The 19,733-nt window shown below is 53.8% G+C and carries 13 protein-coding genes; 6 read left to right on the top strand and 7 right to left on the bottom strand.

From position 1 onward, the window contains the following. The first annotated feature begins 89 nt into the window (after positions 1-89). Positions 90-1,703, top strand: a complete 1,614-nt coding sequence (locus MHH48_RS24220; protein ID WP_076325172.1) for an ABC transporter substrate-binding protein — start codon at positions 90-92, stop codon at positions 1,701-1,703. Positions 1,704-1,804: 101 nt separating this feature from the next. Then, positions 1,805-3,916 (top strand): alpha-galactosidase, encoded by a 2,112-nt coding sequence (locus tag MHH48_RS24215; protein ID WP_076325171.1) that lies wholly within the window; start codon positions 1,805-1,807, stop codon positions 3,914-3,916. A gap of 338 nt (positions 3,917-4,254) precedes the next feature. On the opposite strand, the gene MHH48_RS24210 is transcribed toward MHH48_RS24215, so the two are convergent. The 6 genes from MHH48_RS24210 to MHH48_RS24185 form a co-directional block, all read right to left on the bottom strand. After that, positions 4,255-5,544, bottom strand: coding sequence for an extracellular solute-binding protein (locus MHH48_RS24210; protein WP_076325170.1), 1,290 nt, complete (start codon positions 5,542-5,544; stop codon positions 4,255-4,257). A 157-nt stretch (positions 5,545-5,701) separates the two neighbouring features. Continuing rightward, positions 5,702-7,321: a response regulator transcription factor gene (locus MHH48_RS24205; protein ID WP_076325169.1), complete on the bottom strand. Its 1,620-nt coding sequence runs from the start codon at positions 7,319-7,321 to the stop codon at positions 5,702-5,704. Continuing rightward, positions 7,296-9,083, bottom strand: coding sequence for a sensor histidine kinase (locus tag MHH48_RS24200; protein ID WP_076325168.1), 1,788 nt, complete (start codon positions 9,081-9,083; stop codon positions 7,296-7,298). Before MHH48_RS24200 ends, MHH48_RS24205 begins: the two co-directional genes overlap by 26 nt. Before the next feature lie 163 nt (positions 9,084-9,246). Continuing rightward, positions 9,247-10,083: a carbohydrate ABC transporter permease gene (locus MHH48_RS24195; RefSeq protein ID WP_076325167.1), complete on the bottom strand. Its 837-nt coding sequence runs from the start codon at positions 10,081-10,083 to the stop codon at positions 9,247-9,249. Next, positions 10,080-11,045, bottom strand: a complete 966-nt coding sequence (locus tag MHH48_RS24190; protein ID WP_076325166.1) for a sugar ABC transporter permease — start codon at positions 11,043-11,045, stop codon at positions 10,080-10,082. The genes MHH48_RS24195 and MHH48_RS24190 overlap by 4 nt, the downstream gene beginning before the upstream one ends. 215 nt (positions 11,046-11,260) lie before the next feature. Then, positions 11,261-12,154: an AraC family transcriptional regulator gene (locus tag MHH48_RS24185; RefSeq protein WP_076325165.1), complete on the bottom strand. Its 894-nt coding sequence runs from the start codon at positions 12,152-12,154 to the stop codon at positions 11,261-11,263. A gap of 168 nt (positions 12,155-12,322) precedes the next feature. On the opposite strand from MHH48_RS24185, the gene MHH48_RS24180 reads away from it, so the two are divergent. After that, positions 12,323-15,661: a DUF5107 domain-containing protein gene (locus MHH48_RS24180; protein WP_076325164.1), complete on the top strand. Its 3,339-nt coding sequence runs from the start codon at positions 12,323-12,325 to the stop codon at positions 15,659-15,661. A 94-nt stretch (positions 15,662-15,755) separates the two neighbouring features. After that, the gene (locus MHH48_RS24175) at positions 15,756-16,721 is read left to right on the top strand and encodes a hypothetical protein (RefSeq protein ID WP_306024477.1); all 966 of its coding nucleotides are present in this window, start codon (positions 15,756-15,758) and stop codon (positions 16,719-16,721) included. A gap of 23 nt (positions 16,722-16,744) precedes the next feature. On the opposite strand, the gene MHH48_RS24170 is transcribed toward MHH48_RS24175, so the two are convergent. Next, positions 16,745-17,494, bottom strand: coding sequence for an MBL fold metallo-hydrolase (locus MHH48_RS24170; protein ID WP_076325162.1), 750 nt, complete (start codon positions 17,492-17,494; stop codon positions 16,745-16,747). Positions 17,495-17,806: 312 nt separating this feature from the next. Here MHH48_RS24170 and MHH48_RS24165 point away from each other — a divergent pair, with 312 nt between their 5' ends. Both MHH48_RS24165 and MHH48_RS24160 read left to right on the top strand, forming a co-directional pair. Further along, on the top strand, positions 17,807-18,595 hold the full coding sequence (locus MHH48_RS24165) for an ABC transporter ATP-binding protein (protein ID WP_076325161.1): 789 nt from the start codon (positions 17,807-17,809) through the stop codon (positions 18,593-18,595). Positions 18,596-18,641: 46 nt separating this feature from the next. After that, on the top strand, positions 18,642-19,733 hold the full coding sequence (locus MHH48_RS24160) for a winged helix DNA-binding domain-containing protein (protein ID WP_076325160.1): 1,092 nt from the start codon (positions 18,642-18,644) through the stop codon (positions 19,731-19,733).

Genomic DNA, 19,733 nt, shown 5'->3' with positions numbered 1-19,733 from the left:
TGCGTTATAGATGATTGAACTCCTGATTTTTACAATGATAGATATATTCGAGCTTTTGAATATGACGACCTTAGAAAGGGGTTCAGCAAATGAAGAAACTAAAATTGATTCTGGCAGCAGCCCTAGTTATGACAACGCTTTCGGCTTGCGCCGACAACCAGAAGGCGGCATCGGGCGGAGACAGTGGAACGGATGCGGACAGCAACGCGCCGATCACGTTAACCTGGTTTGACCAAAACACGGGGGATGCCTTTACCAACCCGGTTGCGCAAGTGATTACGGAAAAAACGGGCGTCACCGTCGAGATCCAGCAGCCTACGGGCAATCCGGTCGAGAAGCTGAATCTGATGCTGGCCAGCGGCGATCTTCCCGATGTTATTTTATTGAGTCGTGGAAGCGATATCATGAACAAGTATATTACCTCCGGCGCGATCGTCCCGCTGAATGACCTGATCGAAGAGCATGGACCGAATATCAAAAAAATGTACGGCGACACGTTGACCAAAACCCGAAGCGAGGATGGCAAAAATTATTATTTCTCCAACTGGTACGGCTTGGAGCAGTACCCGGTATTCGGATTCATGATGCGCATGGACATCATGAAGGAGCTGGGCGTCGGGGATAAGGTGAATAACGGCGAGCCGTTTACCGCGGAGGAATTCGAGGAGCTGCTCGTCAAGTTCAAAGAGAAGTATCCAACGATCGACGGGAAAGAAAGCATTCCGATGACACTCAACGGCGAGAATATCGGCAGCGTGACCGGCAGCCTCAAAGGAATGTACGGCATGATGCCGTATTACGAGACCAACGGCGAGCTGAAGAAGGACGTCCGCGATCCGCAGTATCTCGAAATGGTCAAGTTCCTGAATTCCCTGTACCGTAAAGGGTTGCTGGACAAGGAATGGGCAACGATGAAGACCAAGCAGTACGAGCAGAAGCTGGGCAACGGTAACGTGTTTGCCACGGCGGAAGCGCTTTGGAATGTGGGAAATGCGAATGCGCTGCTCAAAACCGAAGCAGCCGATAAGGCAACCGAGGACGAGCGTCAATTCTACCAATATAAAGTACTGGCCCCGGGCGTGAAGCCGGAAGAGGCAACCTATGGACCGAAGAGCTCCCTGGGCTGGGACGGCGTCGCCATCAGCCGCTCCAACAAGGATCCGGTCCGAACGATGAAGCTGCTGGATTTCCTGGCCAGCGAGGAAGGTCAGTATCTGCTGATGTGGGGAGTTGAGGGCGAACATTGGGACATGAAGGACGGCAAGCATGTGCCAAGACAAGAAGTGCTGGACGACTTCAAGAAGAATTGGGACGAAGCCTCCCGTACGACGGGCATTCGCAAGTGGACCTGGATGATCAAGAACGGTCCGGGCGAGGACGGAACCCCGTATGACCTGATGGGCCGTTATCAGACCGATCCGGTCACGGATCTGGCGATCAAGAACCTGGCCGATACGTCGTTTGATACGGCACCGTATGACAACCTGGGCCCGGCTGGCGGGACGCCGGAAGCCATTATGGAAACAAAGGTGAACGACACCATCAATAAATATTTCCTGAAGATGGCTCTGTCGCCGTCCGAGGATCAAGTGGTGGAATCCTATAACCAGATGATGGCCGAGATCGAGGCGGCTGGCCTGGCCAAGCTGGAAAAGATTTATACGGACAACTTCAACAAACGTCAAGAGCTGTGGGGCAAATAATCTGGCCAGGGAGAGTCAAAAAGATGCTTCGTCTTTTGGCTCTCCGTCTTTTCTTGCTCAGGCAAAAACCATATCAACACGAATCGGAAGGATGATATTCTGTGACCATTCAATACCAAGAACAGTCTCGCGTGTTTGCGATACAAACCGATAACAGCTCCTATCTGTTCGGCATCAACGACAGCGGCAATCTGCAACATCTCTACTGGGGGGAGCCGGTCGGAATCGAAGACGCGGCGCCGCTGCTCCGGCCGAGATCGCACAGCTCGTTTGACGCGGAAGTCCATTCGGAGGTGGAGGAATACAGCTTCTGGGGCGGAGTCAAATACAGCGAGCCCAGCCTAAAGGTCCGCATGCCGGATGGCGTGCGTGACTTGGCAGTTCGTTATGCCGGGCACCGCACGCTCAAGACGGAAGGCAGGGAGACGCTGATCATCGTCATGAAGGACGAAGCGTATCCGCTCGAAGTGGAGCTGTCTTATCGGGCGATTCCAGAGTGCGACTTAATTGAACGTTCAGCCCGGATCGTAAACCGCGGCGAGGCGGATATCGTGCTGGAAAATGCGCAGTCCGCGGCATGGGTCATCCCCTATCTGACGGATTACCGCCTCACGCACGTGACGGGGAAATGGTCCGGCGAATTTCAGCTGCGCAGCACCTTCCTCACCGAAGGAAAGAAGGTGCTGGAATCCCGCAGGGGCTTTACGGACAGCCACACCAATCCTTGGTTTGCAATGGATGACGGACATGCCACGGAGTCGGCGGGGCAGGTATGGTTCGGCGCGCTGGCCTGGAGCGGAAACTGGAAGATCACGGCCGAGCGTACGGTGTTCGAGCATGTCCGGGTGACCGGGGGCATCAACGATTTCGACAGCGAGTGGGTGCTGGGAGCGGGAGAAGCCTTCGATACGCCCGGCTTCGTCGGGGGATACAGCAGCGGAGGCTTTGGCGGGATGAGCCGGCGGCTGCACCGCTATCAGTATTCGGATGTTCTGCCTGGCAGCCAGACGAGACCGGTCCTGTATAACTCCTGGGAAGCGACGTACTTCGATGTCAATGCCAAGGATCAAATGGCTTTGGCCGAAAGAGCCGCGCGCATGGGCGTGGAATTGTTCGTCGTGGACGACGGATGGTTCGGCGGGCGGAACCATGATCGCGCCGGCCTTGGCGATTGGTTCGTGAACCGTGAAAAATTCCCGAACGGTCTCGGCGAGCTGATTGACAAGGTGCATGAGCTCGGCATGGATTTTGGCATCTGGGTGGAGCCGGAGGCCGTCAATCCGGACAGCGACCTGTACCGGGAGCACCCGGATTGGGTGTACCATTTCGAGACGCGGGAGCGCTCGGAGCTTCGCAATCAGCTGCTGCTGAAAATTTCGAAGCCGGAGGTTAAGGCGTACATTTTGCAGTTTATGACGGACCTGCTGGAGCAGCATGACATCAAGTTCATTAAATGGGATATGAACCGGACCGTAACCGAACCCGGCATGAAGGATCATCCGCTTCACCGCCAGAAGGAGATCTGGATTCGCCACGTTCAGAGCCTGTACGAGATTTGGGCGGAGCTGCGGCGCAAGTTCCCACATGTGGCGTTTGAAACCTGCGCCGGCGGCGGAGCGCGCATCGATCTTGGCATCTTCCGGTATGCCGACCAATCCTGGCCGAGCGATAATACGGATGCCTTTGACCGTCTCAGCATTCAGGAGGGCTTCTCGTACACGTATGCTCCGCGGATGATGACCTGCTGGGTGACGGAGTCGCCGACAGGGATGAATCGCAGACAGGTATCCCTGAAATACCGTTTCCACAGCGCCATGATGGGAACGCTCGGCATCGGCTCCAACCTGAATGAGTGGAGCGACGAGCTGATAGCGGAATCGGCCGAATTTGTCGCGCAGTATAAATCCATTCGTCATCTGGTTCAGTTCGGCAGCCAGTATCGCCTAGACACGCTTCGGCATAAAGGTGTAACGGCCGTGCAGTACGGCAGCGAAGACGGCAGCGACAACGTGCTGTTTGCGTTCCTGCACAGCCAGAAGCTGGGCGAACCGCTGCCGAGACTGCGGCTGACCGGACTGCAAGCCGACCGGTCGTATGCCATTGAGGGACTTGCTGGAACGTGGAGCGGCAGGGCTTTAATGAATATCGGGATCGAGCTGCCGCTGCGCGGGGATTTCGATAGCCTGGTTTATCGGATTCAGATCCAAAAATAGATCAATATGTACCTGGAACGAAGCACGCCGTGTTGTCTGATAGACAATGCGGCGTTTTTTTGCCGTTGACTTCCACGTTAACGTCCATGTTATGAATGATTTTAGATGCATCATGGACATAAGGAGGGGCGAAATGTGGATTACCGTCCTGGGTTTAGCCTACCGACCAGCTCGAATCATGGCGTACCTGTTATACTGCAGACGGTTTCTGCGTTCTGCCGGGTTATAAAATAAACGAGTAAAAGCACCCGAGAATTTTCGGGTGCTTTTGAAGTGCCATCGCTTTTCGCGTGACGGTTTTTACCAAACCTAGAAACAGACAGGCTTAACGGCATGGATTACTCCAGGCTTTTGCTCAATTTGACAATCTGGTCCCAGCCCTCGTCGACGCTGATTTTACCGAACATGATCGACTGCGTGATGTTGTCGTATTCCTTCGTGAAGTTGGCCCAGCCGCCCTTATTCCCTGGGCCGGGGTCAAACGCGGCTCCGTCCTTGGAGACCTCGTTGATCAGGCCGAGGGAACTTTTATCGACGTCCGTAAATTTGGGTTGGAGCGCATCGGCTATGGTTTTGTTAACCGGAATCCCCCGCGATGTGCCCAAAATTTCTCCTGCTTCCTCGCTGTTGACGAACCAGTCGATGAACTTCTTCGACTCCTCTATATATTTGCTGTTGGGGCTGACGCTCCAGTACATGGAGGCTTTCAGCCAGCCGCTCGCCTGCATCCCCCTCGGCTGGGTCGTTAACGCCATCACGCCGGGTTTTAAGGCATCCGTTCCGCCGAATTCCGCGGCGTGCGCGCCCCGAAGCAGAATTTTTTCCTGGATGAGCAGGTCCATTTGCGCGTCCTGCCCTTTATCCGATACGGTCACGTCAGGCGGCGTCACGAGTTGGTCCTTGCGCAGCTCCGCCCATTTGTTCATCCAATCCTTCCAGGTTGCCTCGTCATAATGGAATTTTCCGTCCTTGCTCATGGAGAAGCCTTTGCCCATACCCAGCTGATACGACATGTAGAACGCGCCATCCGCGGTCAGGTCCCGCGTGAGGTATTGGTCCTTGGCCAGCCTCGGCTTGAGGTCGCGGGCCATAGCAAAAAACTCGTCCCATGTCTTTGGCGGCTGAATGCCGAGGCTGTCCATCATCGTCTTGTTGTACACCATGCCCCAGGCGTTGTTGCCGAGCGGCATCGCATACAGTTTGTCTTCGTAGGTGCCTGTCTCGAGCAGCGCTTTATCGATATTGTCCGTCGGAATGGAGGAAAGGTCCTCCAGACGTCCGCTGGACGCCCAATCGTTGAACCAGGCGGCATCCATTTGGAAAATATCCGGCGTGTTTTTCCCCGCGGACTGGGTCGACAGCTTGTCCTGATACCCGTCGAACGACTGATACTCCGGTTCGAATGTGATGCCAGGATGGTTTTTAGAGTACAAATCAAGCGCTTTCAAAGTTGCGTCATGCCGGGCCTGAGAACCCCACCACATGATCCGGAGCGTGATGGACTTGCTGTCTCCCGACTCCGCGGATCCGGTTTCTTCTTTCTTGATCCCGCTGCAAGCGGAAAGAACCAGGGACAGCGACAACACGGCCGCAGCGCCGGCGGCGAGACGGTGCCATGATTTTCTCATAGGATGAACCTCCCTTAAGTAACTGATCTTCTTCCTTTACCGTACCAAGTCCAGGGTCCTTCTTGTAGGGGACAAATCAACAAATCATTTCAGTATTTTACGATGATCGAATGAAGATGGAGGTGCTCAGGCGCCAGGAATAAACGGAACCGTCCGTTTAGGCTTTGTGGAACTCGGTGGGGCTGCGCCCGGTATGCTTTTTGAACAGGGTGGTAAAGTACGGAACATTCCGATAACCGACCCGCTCGGCGATTTCGGCGATCAGCAGTTTTTTCTCGAGAACCATGCTCTTCGCTTTTTCCATTCGCACCCTGGTTAGATAATCGCCAAAGGTTTCACCTGTAAACTGACGGAATAAGGTGCTGAGATAGTTTTTGGAGATATAGACCTGATCGGCCACATCCTGAAGATGGATGTTCTCGGCGTAATGCTCATGAATGTATTGGATGATATAATCGACCGTTTCTTTATGCTTGAGGTTTTCGTTCGGCGTGTACCGAGAACAGATTCGGTTCACTTTTTCGGCTACCCATGCCTTCCACTGCTGTGCATCTTCCAATTGCCCCAGTTCTTTGGTCAAGTCCGTAAGAGATAGCTCATCGTCGAGCCGGATGCCGGACTCGTACAACGTATAGGAGAGAATGGCGAACAACTGCGTTCCGATGGCGGTAAGCTCGTCGGGCTGGAGCTGAGCCGCCCCGCTGTCCTTGCGGAAGAAGTCGTCCAGTGCCAGCAGTGCCCTGGGCTCGTCGAAGGTCCGCACGGCGTCGGTCATCTCCTGGAAAAACCGCACCGGCCGCACGTTCCGGGGGGCTGAATGCCGGAAGCCGCCTTCGTTATATAAGTAGACACAGGGATGGGCGACATCCGGTTCGCGCCGCTCGGCGAGTGCTTGAAACGCCTCTTCGGTGGAGTCGGAGATAGCAAGCCAGTCGTCCTTGCGAAGACCGGCGCCGATGTGAAGCTTGACCTTGAGGAATCGATGCACGGACGAAATGATTCGCCCTGCCAGCGCCAGAACTTCCGAGCGGAACGCTTCCGTCGGCCAGGAGAGGGGTTTATACAGCAGCAGTGCCATGTGGTGACTATGCAGCTCCAGGAAATAGCTGCGAAGCCCGTCCTGCCCGGCCAGCTCCTCCACCGTGTTGCCAACGGCGAAACGGAACAGGTGCCAGTCCCGGACGGAGATGCCTTCCATGCGTCCCTGCCGCTTGATTTCCAAGGCCAGCATCATGAATTGGGCATTCTTCCAGCCGAGGCGCTCCAGCATGCGGGAGTGATCCGTCAGCGGGGAGGATGTCCCTCCGGTGAGGACGGATTTGACCCATTCCCTTTCCAGATACGGCTCATACTCCATGAGTTGGTTTTGAAGCTCCCGTTCTCTGTTTTTGAGCGCCTGGTGCTCCGCAAGCTCGCGGGTGACGCGCTGCAAGACCTCGCGGATCGTGGTCGGTGAGGCTGGCTTGGGTAAATAATCGTCGACCTGAAGCCGCAGCGCTTTACGAGCGTAGTCAAAATCCGAGTACCCGCTCAAAATGATGATTTTGCCGTTGTACTGCTGCTTACGGAGCTGTTCGATCATGTCGAGACCGTTCATGACCGGCATATAAATATCCGTGATGACGATGTCGGGCTGGCTTGCTTCAATCAGCCTCAGTCCTTCTTCGCCATCCATGGCTTCCCCTACGGGGCGTACGCCGAGCTGCTCCCAAGGGATCAGCCGGGACATGCCGCCGAGCACTTGCCGGTCGTCATCCACGATTGCGATGGTCCACATGTATTCTTCCCCCTTCGTGATTGCGCTGCGGATTCAGCTTGGGCCAATAGATCTCCGCTTCGGTGCCTGGCGCATCGGTGCGATTGCGAAGCGAAACGCCAAAGGGCGGGCCGAAATAAACCTGTATGCGCTCCGTCACGTTGCGGATGCCGTATCCGCCCGTCGGATGGCGTTTCCGCGTTTTCCAGTCTTCACGAAGCCCGATGCCGTCGTCCCGAATCCAAATCCGGATGCCTCGGTTTTCTTCCGCACAAGTCAGATGGATCCGGCCCTGACGTCTGCCATGAAAACCATGCATAATGGCATTTTCTACAAAGGGCTGCAGGGTCAGCTTCGGAATCATCAGATGCTGTAAATCTTTCGGGCAATCGATGTGCCATTCCAATCCTTCGCCCCACTTGAATTGTTGGATTTTCAGATAGCAATCAACGTGCAAAAGCTCTTCCTGAATCGATATCATGGATTCGCCGCCCGACAGCCCGATGCGGAACATCTGCCCCATCAGCTCGAGCACGCGGCTGATCTTCTCCTGGCCGGCTTCAAGCGCCATCCAGTTCAGCTGATCCAGGGTGTTGTAGAGAAAATGAGGGTTAATCATCGCTTGAAGCGCCTTAATCTCCGCTTCGCGCTGCGCTTTATACTGCTGCTCCAGCGACTGATACAGCGTTTCGATCCGCTCGGTGAGCTTGCGGTAGCCGCTGAACAAGCTGCCGAATTCGTTGCGGTATGCCGTCGGCAGCGGCTGCCCGCGCTTCCCGGGATTGAACGCCTGCATCAGCTGAACCAGCTTCCGGATCGGCCGCGTGAAATTCCGGGAAAGGTACAACGTGAAGAACAAGGACAGCAGAATGGTGGCAGCTCCCACAATGGCCATTGTCCAGGCCAGGCGGACACTCCCGCTGGTGATTTCCTTCCAGGGCGTAAGCTCCACCAGCATCCAGCTGCCCGGGGACGTCCGGGACCATACGGTAAGCATGTTCTTCTCCGGCAGCGAGCCGGCAGCATCCAGCAGCTGATGCGCATGGCCAGTATCCCCGCTGACCCTCTCCAGGATGGCATTGATTTCCCCGGGCGGCGGAGCAATCCGGGTGTGCATGATCATCCGGCCGCCGGAGTCGAGCAGCAGCCGGCTGGCCGAGGAGTTGTCTTCCGTCAGAATTTCCCGCAGAAATTTAACCCGGACATTGATGATCAGAATTCCCCGATTCACGCCGTCCAGCGTGGTGATTTTACGGACAAAGCTGATTACCTGCTGCTTCCCCTGCGGCGAACCGACCTCACGCTGGCCGATCCAGAGAAAATCGGATTTGTCGATGGCCGGATACCAGCTCTCCCGGCTGGCCGAGGCGAGCGGGAGGTATTGAATGTTGGCGTTGGGGTCGACCTGAAGCGGATCACTCATATAAATCTGAAAGGAAAACATCGAGCGCGAGCTGTTCAGCATCGGCGCCAAATAATCCCGGTTCAGCTCGTCCCTGGCCGTCTTGCGTTCATAATAATCTCCTTTCATCGTTACATAGTTGACCAGAGGAGAGTTGATGGACACGGCTAGCGAGGTTTGCTCCACAGCGCTCATCTGGTCTGTAAGCTGTTTGTTGAGCTGCTGCAGCACCGCCTGCTGGTACTTGGAGGCGCTGTCCGCCTGCTCATCAGCCGAAAACCGATAGCTGACAATCATCATAATCGTGATGAGGACCGCGATAAAACCGGCAAAGCTGAAGAAAAAAACGTAATCGATGCGGAACGTGCGAAACGGATTCATGCGTTTTCCCCTTCCTTTGGAAGCCATGAGGACACTTCATCTCGCGATGCTGCCTCGATGCCCATGATGGCGGAAGCCGGATGATCGCGATTGTCCGGCTTGACCGTTACCTGAAGAAGAGCTGGAAATAATGCGGCACAGTATCCGTTTACCGCTCTGAAACTTAACCTTTCAGCCCGGATGTGGCGATCCCTTCCACGAAATGCTTTTGCGCCAGAAAGAAAATGACCACCGGCGGCAGAACGGAGAGCAGGGATACGGCAAGCAGTTGCCCCCACGGAACGGCCGACTGGGAGTCGATGAACATCCTGAGCGCGAGCGGGACTGTATACTTGTCCACGGTATTCAGATAAATCAGAGGCCCAAAGTATTCGTCCCAGCCCCAAATAAACGAGAAAATCGTAACCGTGATGAGTGCCGGCAGGGTCAGCGGCATGATGATGCGCAGATAAATGCCGAACCAGGTGCAGCCGTCGATTTTTGCCGACTCGTCGAGCTCTCGCGGAATGCCGCGGATGAACTGGACAATCAGGAAAATAAAGAAAGCTCCGCCCATGGCTGACGGAACGATCAGCGGCAGATACGTATTGATCCAGTCGAAGGAATGGAACATTGTATACTGCGGGATGAGCGTGACTTGGCCCGGAAGCATCAGGGTCATCAATAGGATGGAAAACCATAACCCCTTCAGCGGAAAGGACAGTCTAGCGAAGCCGAAAGCTACCAGGCTGGCTGAAATGACGTGAATGATCGTGGTCGCCACGTTGAGCTTGAGGCTGTTCATAAAGAAGCGTGTAAATGTATACTTGGGCAGAGCCATCCAGCCTTCCGTATAATTTTGCCACAACCATACTTTAGGGAACAGGGTGGGCAGACTGATTTCCGGCGTCGATTTGAAGGAGGCGCCGATCCACCAAAGCACGGGATAAAACATCACAAAACAGAACGCGATCATCAGCACGTGGACCAGCCAGTTTCGTTTATTATGAGCACCTGTCATTTGCGACCCTCCGTTTCAGTTTCATAGAAGACCCAGTACTTGGACGCGACGAAATTAAGCGCCGTGGCGATGCCGATGATCACGAGCAATATCCAGGCCAAGGCCGAGGCGTAACCCATCTGCAGCGAACCGAAGGCTTTATTGTACAGGAACAGAGCAAACATCTCGGTTGAGTTAACAGGTCCTCCGTTCGTGACAACAAAAGCCGAAGTGAACATTTGGAATGCGTTGATGATGCCCATGATCAGATTAAACAGGATGACCGGGGATAACATGGGCAAGGTAATCCGGATGAACTTGCGGAGCGGAGAGGCCCCGTCTACGGAGGCAGCCTCATACAACTCGCTTGGGATTTGTTTAAGACCGGCAAGGAAAATAATCATCGATGAACCGAACTGCCAGGCTGTCAGCAGCACCAGGGTGCCGAGGGCGGTGGAGGGGGTGCCGATCCAGTTTTTGGGGGCGATACCGACCCATATCGCGAGTTGATTAATGAAGCCGTTCAGGCCAAAAATATTGCGCCATAGCACGGCCACCGCCAAGCTTCCGCCGATCAGGGACGGCAGGTAAATGATCGTCCGGTAGAAGGATATCCCCCGGATCTTCCGGTTCAGCAACAGGGCTATTGCAAGTGCGACCAGCAGTTTCAGCGGCACGGAAGCGATCACATACAGAAATGTCACCTTCAGCGAATTGAAGAAGAGCCGGTCGTGAGCGATATCCTGGTAGTTCTTGAGTCCGATCCAGCGGGCCGGCTCCAGCAGCGAATACTCGGTGAAGGATAGATAGAAGGACTGGATAATGGGCCACAGCTGCAAAATGAGAAAACCCAGCAGCCAGGGAGCAATGAACAGGTAGCCAGCTAACGGAGCGTTCCAGCGGCCTTTGAATGTTTTGGCAATCGCTTTCACGTCCTTGTCCAGTTCGACCTTGCCCGCCGACTGTGCCGTTTGTGCATTCATGATTAATCACCTCTCGCCTATTGATAGCTCCCATTGTATCCTGATGAAAATCAGGCCTGTAGGCGACAGATGCACAAATTCTTTCATTATTGAATGATTAAGGAGCGAGTACAGGAGAAAGTGCAGGGCCATGGTCTCCGAGGAAACGACGCCAAAAAAGAATCAGCAGCGACGTTACGGAAACGCACTGCTGCTTAGAGACAATGAGGAAGGATCTACCCCTTCCGGGTATCTCGGTATTCGGAAGGGGATTTTCCCATGATTTTTTTGAACAACCGCGAGAAGTAGTAGGGATCTTGGAAGCCGAGACGGTGGCTGATCTCCTTGACGCTCTGGCCGGTCAGGTCCAGATACTGGCAGGCTCGCTGGATTTTGAGCCGCAGATAGTAATCGATGGGGGAGTAGCCCGTCGCTTCCTTGAACCGGAAGGTGAAGTGCGGAATGGACAGATTGGCGTAGGCCGCCAGCTCCTTCAGGCTCACATTGCCCTCCAGATGCTCGGTCATGAACAGAAGTGTCTGCTCCATATCATGTTTGTTGTGCTGATGCAGCCCCCGCTGCGGTTGGAGCCGGGCGAGGCGGATCACGGCCGCCAGGTGGCTGGCGAGCTGCGAGACATGGATAATGTGGTTCAGCGTATACCCTTTTTGCAGCAGCTCGTAACTTTCCTGAAACAGCTCCACGATGCTCCTTGATTGTTCGACCGGAACGACGGCGGGTTCGGCTGCGTCGGTAAAGCCATCGAACAATAAACCTGCATGCGTCCCCTTCATATGCCACCAGTAAATACTCCAGGGATGAAACTCCAATGATGCATATTCATGCGGCGTATCCGGCGGGATGACGACTGCCTGCCCCTTGAGCAGAGAATAGGTTTTGCCGCCGTTCAATCGGTACCAGCCTTCCCCCTCCACGCAGTAGATTAAGATGTACGCGCCGCTGCCCTCCGGGCGTTCCCGGTAGTGATGAAGCGCACGCGGAAAGTACCCGATGTCGGTTACGTGCAGCGGTTCCACAAGCGGATGCCGGGCCGCCTCTTTCATAATATGATCCGGGAGGACAATGATTTTCTGAGACGCAAATCCGTCTGGTTTTCGTATGGTATCCATAGCTTTACTATGTATCGGGGCGGCAGTCTTGTCAACCTGATGGAAAACGAAATAATCAGAATATAATCCATCATGAACATGATATCGTCAATGGCTTGCGTGCAGGCGGGCTTATAAAATAGAGACATGAAGCAGCCAACGCTGATATTAATGGAGGGATGACGAATCATGACAAAACAGCTGCATGTGAGCGTACGGGAAGAGACTGTGGAGATTCCCACGTATGAAGTGGGGAAGCCGGATCTGAACCCGATGTTTTTGGAGAAACGGGTGTATCAGGGGAGCTCGGGGCGTGTCTATCCGCTGCCGGTCATCGATAAAATTTATGATGAGAAAGTAGTAAAACCCTACCGGATCATTTTCCTTGAAAATGATTACGTGCAGATTCAGATCATGCCGCAGATTGGCGGCCGCATCTACCGGGCCATCGATAAAACCAACAACTATGATTTTGTATACCACAATCAAGTGATCAAGCCGGCTTTGGTTGGCCTCGCGGGACCTTGGATCTCCGGGGGAATCGAGTTTAACTGGCCGCAGCATCACCGGCCGAACACCTTTGGCGAGGTGGAGTGGAGCTTAACGGATCACCCGGATGGCAGCAAGACGGTATGGGTCGGCGAGATCGACCGGATGTACGGCACGAAGGTGTCTACCGGCTTCACGCTGTATCCAGGCAAGGCGTATCTTGAAATTCACGCACAGATGTACAATCGGACCTCGGAGCCGCAGACTTTTCTGTGGTGGGCGAATCCGGCCGTAGCGGTCAACGATCATACCCAGTCCGTATTTCCGCCGGATGTTCACGCGGTGTTCGATCATGGGAAACGGGACGTGTCCAAATTTCCGATCGCAACCGGCACGTATTATAAGCAGGACTATTCGGCGGGCGTCGATATTTCCATGTACCGCAACATTCCCGTTCCGACATCCTATATGGCCTATCATTCGGATTACGATTTCGTGGGTGGTTATGACCATGGCTTGAAAGCGGGGATTCTGCATGTGGCCAATAAACATATATCTCCCGGCAAAAAACAGTGGACATGGGGTCACGGCGAATTCGGCCAGGCCTGGGATCGCAACTTGACCGACGAAGACGGCCCGTACATCGAGCTTATGACCGGCGTGTATACCGATAACCAGCCCGATTTCACCTGGCTGGCGCCGTATGAGGAGAAAAGCTTCAAGCAGTACTTCATGCCCTATAAAGACATCGGGCTGGTGAAGAACGCGTCCATTGACGCCGCCGTAAATCTCGAAGTTCACAACCATAAGGCCGTTGTCCATGCCTATGCAACCTCAGTTAGGGAAGGGGCTCGAATCCTGGTGACGGGAGCGGGACGTACCTTTTTGGAACGGAAGGTCAAGCTGTCCCCGGCCGATACCTTCCAGTCCGTGATCGAACTGGACCCTGGTGTCAGAGAAGAAGATATGAGAATCGCGGTATTCGCTGAGGACGGCAGAGAGCTGGTCGCTTACCAGCCCAAGCCGCGTACCTTGGAGCGGACGCCAGACCCGGCCACGGCGATTGGCAAGCCGGAGGACCTGAAGAATACCGAAGCGCTGTTCTTGGCAGGGCAGCATTTGGAACAGTACAGGCACGCAACCTATGAACCGGAAGCCTATTATATCGAAGGTCTTCGGCGCGATGCGGGAGACGTCAGGCTGAACAATGCCTATGGTTTGCTCCTGCTGCGCAGAGGGTGCTTTACGCAGAGTGAGGTTTATTTTAGAAAAGCCATTGTAACCTTGACCCGCCACAACGCCCGGCCCTATGACAGCGAACCGTTCTATCATTTGGGCAAAGCTTTGAAATGGCAGGGGCGTTTGGATGAAGCGTACGCTTATCTGTACAAGTCGGTCTGGTCGGGGGCTTGGCAAGGGGCCGGTTATCTCGCTTTAGCCCAGATTGCCTGCGAGAAGCTGGAATATGAGGAAGCGTTCGAGCTGATCGAACGATCCCTGGCTGCCCAGTACCGTAATTATAAGGCGCGGCATCTCAAGAGTTTCGTCTTAAGAAAGCTGGGACGCTTGGCGGATGCGGAGTCATGGCTTGAGGAAACGCTCAAGCTGGATCCCATGGATGCGGGCGCGATGAACGAGCTGGTAACCGTATATCAAGAACAGAAGCAAGAGGTTAAAAGCCGGCGGGCTTATGAATCGCTTGCCCAGCTCCTGCGCGATGGTCCGCACAATTATATCGCCTTGGCTCAGGACTATGCGGAAGCAGGCCAATATGCCGACGCTTTGGATGTGCTGCAGCGCATCGAACGCCTTACAGGGCCTGCCGTATATCCGATGGTTTATTACTATCAGGGCAGTTATTTAATGAAGATGAACCGAGCGGAAGAGGCAGCTGCTTATTACCGATTGGCCTCAGCGGCCGATCCGTCGTACTGTTTCCCGAATTCCCTGCATGATTACGCGACGCTGAAGCAGGCGCTCGCCGTACACCCTCAGGATGCGAAGGCTTTGTACTACTTGGGGAATCTGCTGTACGACAAGAAGCGCTACGATGAAGCCACAAGCAGCTGGGAAGCTTCGGTCGCTCTGGACGACAGCTTCGCTACGCCGCACCGGAATCTGGCGCTCGCTTTCTATAACAAGAGGCAGAACCACGACAAAGCATCGGTATCCCTGCAAAAAGCCTTCTCGCTGAATCCGGCGGACGCCAGGGTCTTCTACGAGCTGGACCAGCTGTATAAAAAGCTCGGTCATGCTCCGGCCGATCGCTTGAAAGCGATGGAGGAGCACATGGAGCTGGTCGAGCAGCGAGATGATTTATATCTGGAATATATGACGCTGCACAATACGCTGAATCGTTATGAGAAGGCATTGGCCTTGATTCTGAAACGGAACTTTCACCCTTGGGAAGGCGGCGAGGGTAAGGTACCGGCCCAGTACGTATTGGCCCGGGTGGAGCTGGCGAAGCAGCTGCTTCAGGAGCATCGCTGCGAGGATGCCGTAGAGCAGCTCCTTGCTGCCAAGCAATACCCGCTCAACATCAATGAAGGGAAACTCACGGGAGCGCAGGAGAATAACATCGATTATTACCTGGGCTGCGCATACGACGGGCTTGGCCGGTCCGAAGAGGCGGAGGCGTACTTCCTGAAAGCTTCGGAAGGGCTGGATGAGCCAACCAGCGCGATGTATTACAACGATCAGCCGCCGCACATGATTTTTTATCAAGGGGCTGCGCTGCGGAGACTGGGCCGAGAGAATGAAGCCCGCAGCCGGTTTAACAAGCTGATCGATTACGGGGAGAAGCATATATTCGAGCCTCAGAGCATCGATTACTTTGCCGTCTCGCTGCCGGACTTCCTGGTGTTTGATGAAGATCTGGACCGAAGAAACGAAATTCATTGCCGCTACATGATGGGGCTTGGGCATCTTGGACTCGGTGACCGGCAGTCCGCGGAGAACCTGTTCCGCGAGGTGCTGCAGCTGGAGTCTCACCATCAAGGAGCTGCGTTGCATTTGTCGCTTTGCAAGACGTTGATGTAAAAGATTGACTTTTTATTCTCAAGGGCCGTTATGAACGGTCCTTGAGCATTTGTGCATTCTGTGTGTTGCGTTGACTACAACGGAGGAGATGACGATGATGATCTGGAGTAAAGGGATGCTGGATGGATATGAGGTTTGGACAGGGTGCACGGAGGTGATGGAGATGGTCCTGGTGCCTGAACTCGGAAGCAGGGTCATCTCGCTTCGCAATCGAAAGACTGGCAGGGAATGGCTGGTGCAGCCTGCTGGAGCTTTGGAAACGAACGGGTATGCAAGCTCCTTCGGAAAGCGGGACGGCAGCGGCTGGGATGAGATGTTTCCTACGATTAATCCTTGCCGGTATCCAGTTTATCCATGGAAAGGAACAGTGCTTCCCGATCATGGCGAGGTATGGTCCATTCCATGGAAGGCGCACAGCGAGGAAAAACAGCTTCACTGCAGCGTGCAGGGAATTCGAATTCCTTATCAGCTGCGCAAAACCTACTCCTTCCCTCGTGAAGATACCCTGCGGATCGATTATGCCGTTCATAATTCGAGTCCGTTCCCATTTTCTTTCCTGTGGGCAGCACATCCGTTGTTTCAGATCGATGAAGGCGCAGAGATTATCGTTCCTCACGAGCTGAGGGAGATCATCGTATCGTACTCGGCGAACGGTCGATTGGGAGAATTCGGCGATATTCGGAAATGGCCGCAGCCATGGGATGAAAAGCCCCATATCCGCTTGAATCGAACCGAGAGCAGGCTAGAAGCATCGGCGGAGAAGTTTTATTTTGCAGGCGAGCTGCCGGATGGGCAAGCTTCCATTTATGATCCGGTTGCGGAGGAAGGACTCTGTATGCTGTTTCCTAAAGAGCAGGTGCCTTATCTAGCGATTTGGGCGAACTACGGAGGCTATCAGGGACAGTACCATCTTGCGCTGGAGCCTGCGACGGGGCTGCTCGATGATCTCTCGTATGCCATGGATCGTCAGGCAGCAGCTGAAGTGCCGGCCGGTGATACGTATATGTGGTACCTTGAGATTAGCTGGATCGATGGATTTAAAGAAGGGAAGCCTTCTTGACCGAAAGTGGACCGACAAACGCTTTAAGGGTAAGCCAATTCACAAATGTGTTGATTGGGATTGTCCGTAAATAAACCACCATGATAACAGATCACGTTCTGGATGTCATACTGAGTGAGCTTTTGCAGGGAACTCTTGGCTAATGCTAAATCATAAGTGTTTGCAGGATCTGGTCCGACCAGTCGTCCCTCTACAACGTTCAGGGCATCTGCGGCAATCAGGGTTTTGCTCGGCATATGATATAAGCTGGTATGGCCCGGGGTGTGGCCCGGCGTATGGATCACGATGATACCGCCGCCAAACGGCAGTTCCTCGCCGTCGCGCAAAATGCTGTTCACTGGGGCTGTGGGAGGATTCTCCAGCGTTTGCTTAAACGCATTCCTCCACTCCGGCGGAACGTGATCCGGCATCGAAGCCAGCGCTTGTGTAATGGCCTCGGGCGATAATTTGACAAGCCTTGTATCTCCTTCGATATAAGGCTTTTCAATTTCGCTGGCGAACACTTCCGGGGCGTGGTTGCTGTGCTGGATCATGGCCGGCAAACTGCCGATATGATCCAAATCCTGGTGTGTTATAATAATTTTGCTTACATCCTGGACGGAAACCCCGATGTCCGATAGCTGCTCCTGAATAATCGGGAACTGGCCGGGATAGCCGGTATCGATAAGCACCCGGTTCTGATGATCCCATATGAATGTTGGATGGATCGTTTCGATTCGTCCCAGCATGGCTGCGGAAATTTCCAGCATGGCAATGCCTTGATCGATTTGCATGTTACATACCTCCACGTATAAAGGGTTCTTCCCGTGTTTATCTTGAGTAGAAGTAGATTATCAAATCAGCAAACTCATGTAAATAGAAAAATATTATATCATAACACGAAAATAATTATTTGTCAACATTTAATCGTTGATCAAAGCTTCTTTAATATATGAAATGTCCGGCTCGGTATACATAGCTTGACTCCAAGACGTAGACTGCTCACAAGGCTGGATCTCATCTCGCTATTGAGGAATATGTAATTGCTGGTATAATCCTTGAAAAGAGGAAAAGAGAGACGAAGTAGAGAAGGAGAGAGATCAGCAATGAACACGACGATTGAACTGAATAACGTAACCTGGCAACGGGAGCAGAAGACCGTTCTTGCAGGCGTGGATTGGACCGTACAGCAAGGAGAGCATTGGGCGGTTCTTGGGCTGAACGGCTCCGGAAAGACAACCATTTTGAATATGATTAACGGTTATATCTGGCCGACCAGCGGTACGGTTTCGGTGCTCGGGCATCGTTTTGGCAGGGTGGATTTAAGAGAATTGCGTAAATCGATAGGCTGGGTCAGCTCCTCGTTGCAGGAAAGAATCCGTCCGAATGAGTCCACGCTGGATGTCGTGATCAGCGGCAAACACGCCTCGATTGGCTTGTATCAGAAGGTGGATGAAGCAGATCGGGAACAGGCTGAGCAGCTTATGAAGGATTTCAATTGCATTCATCTGCTGGGTCGTACATATGAAACCTGTTCGCAAGGGGAGAAGCAGAAGCTGCTGATCGCTAGGGCGCTTATGGCTTCTCCAAGGCTGTTGATACTGGATGAGGCCTGTAACGGACTGGATTTTCTGTCGAGGGAAGCGCTGCTGTCCAGCATTACGGCACTGGCTTCAAAGCCCGATGCGCCGACCCTGCTATTCGTTACGCACCATATCGAAGAAATACTGCCGATCTTCTCGCACTCGTTGCTCATCCGCCGGGGCACAGTATTCGGACAGGGGAGCTCCAAGGATATGCTGACAAGCGGGAATTTGACCTCGTTTTTTGAGACGCCGGTTGAGGTGAGTTGGCAGAACGATCGCGCCTGGATGTCCATTCCGGATTTAAAATGAAGGCTCAAGGCTCGCGAGATATTCATGTCTTAGGAGAGTGACCATTGTGCCAAGTCGAATCATAGCGAATCGAAGGCTGTTCAATCAAGGAATAACAGGTATGAAGCCTGAGAGTCCAGAGCAAGTCGTAAGAGGGCTCGGCGCTGTGCAGTCCCAGGATTTTCATCAAGCGGTATGGGGAATCGGTCTCCGTACACATTCTGCCAAGCTGTCCGATGTGGAGCAGGCCATGATCGATCGCAAGATCGTGCTGACCTGGCCGATGCGAGGGACGATATTCTTCGTGCCTGCGGAGGATGCCAAGTGGATGCTGAAGCTGACGGCATCGCGCTTTCACACACATGATAAGAAGAAGCAGGCCGAACTTGAGCTTGACGAAGGTACGCTCCATCGATGCCGCACGATCATTCGCAACGCGCTGAGTGGCTGTACCCGCGTATCCCGTCCCAGACTGATGGAGTTGCTGGAGGAAGCGGGGATCAGCACCAAGAATGGCCGCGGTTATTTCATTCTCGGATATTTGGGACGGACAGGCATGATCTGTTTCGGCCCGCATGAAGGTAAACAGCAGAGTTTCGTGCTGCTGGATGAATGGGTCCCGAATTCGAGAGAGCTAACGCTTGAAGAATCGCTGGCGGAGCTTGCGCTTCGTTATTTTTCAGGTCACGGGCCCGCAACGATTCAGGATTTTGCGTGGTGGGTCGGATTAACGCTGACAGAAGCTAAACGAGGCTTTGAGGCCGTAAAATCAAACCTTCGTTTAGATTTTGTCAACGGCACGGAATACTGGAGCTCTGTTACAACACCGGCCGTGTCCACTGATACGGATTCGGTGGTTCTGCTTCCGGGTTTTGATGAATATTACTTGGGTTACAAGGATCGCAGCGCGATCATAGAGACAGAGCACGATGCGAAGATCGCTCCCCATCGCAACGGGGTTTTTCAACCGATGATGGTGGTAGGCGGGGAAGTGGTCGGTGTCTGGAAGCGGGAGATCAAGCGCAGCGGCATCGAAATCGCATTTAGTCCGTTTTTGCCAAGGAATGATCGAGAAGAGGAGTTTATGGAAGCTGCCAAGCAGTATAGCGATTTCATGGGAATGCCGATTGCACGAATAGAATGGAACCAAGCTCTCTAA

It is taken from the genome of Paenibacillus sp. FSL F4-0100, assembly GCF_037993005.1.
Taxonomy (GTDB): Bacteria; Bacillota; Bacilli; order Paenibacillales; family Paenibacillaceae; genus Paenibacillus_AQ.
Note: the sequence above shows the minus strand (reverse complement) of the source record. Positions and strands in the feature narration are given on the sequence as shown.

Coding starts and splice junctions, on each gene's coding strand:
- MHH48_RS24185 (WP_076325165.1), bottom strand. CDS start 12,154: ATGGATACCATACGAAAACCAGACGGATTTGCGTCTCAGAAAATCATT.
- MHH48_RS24175 (WP_306024477.1), top strand. CDS start 15,756: ATGATGATCTGGAGTAAAGGGATGCTGGATGGATATGAGGTTTGGACA.
- MHH48_RS24205 (WP_076325169.1), bottom strand. CDS start 7,321: ATGTGGACCATCGCAATCGTGGATGACGACCGGCAAGTGCTCGGCGGC.
- MHH48_RS24200 (WP_076325168.1), bottom strand. CDS start 9,083: ATGAATCCGTTTCGCACGTTCCGCATCGATTACGTTTTTTTCTTCAGC.
- MHH48_RS24165 (WP_076325161.1), top strand. CDS start 17,807: ATGAACACGACGATTGAACTGAATAACGTAACCTGGCAACGGGAGCAG.
- MHH48_RS24220 (WP_076325172.1), top strand. CDS start 90: ATGAAGAAACTAAAATTGATTCTGGCAGCAGCCCTAGTTATGACAACG.
- MHH48_RS24170 (WP_076325162.1), bottom strand. CDS start 17,494: ATGCAAATCGATCAAGGCATTGCCATGCTGGAAATTTCCGCAGCCATG.
- MHH48_RS24210 (WP_076325170.1), bottom strand. CDS start 5,544: ATGAGAAAATCATGGCACCGTCTCGCCGCCGGCGCTGCGGCCGTGTTG.
- MHH48_RS24195 (WP_076325167.1), bottom strand. CDS start 10,083: ATGACAGGTGCTCATAATAAACGAAACTGGCTGGTCCACGTGCTGATG.
- MHH48_RS24180 (WP_076325164.1), top strand. CDS start 12,323: ATGACAAAACAGCTGCATGTGAGCGTACGGGAAGAGACTGTGGAGATT.
- MHH48_RS24190 (WP_076325166.1), bottom strand. CDS start 11,045: ATGAATGCACAAACGGCACAGTCGGCGGGCAAGGTCGAACTGGACAAG.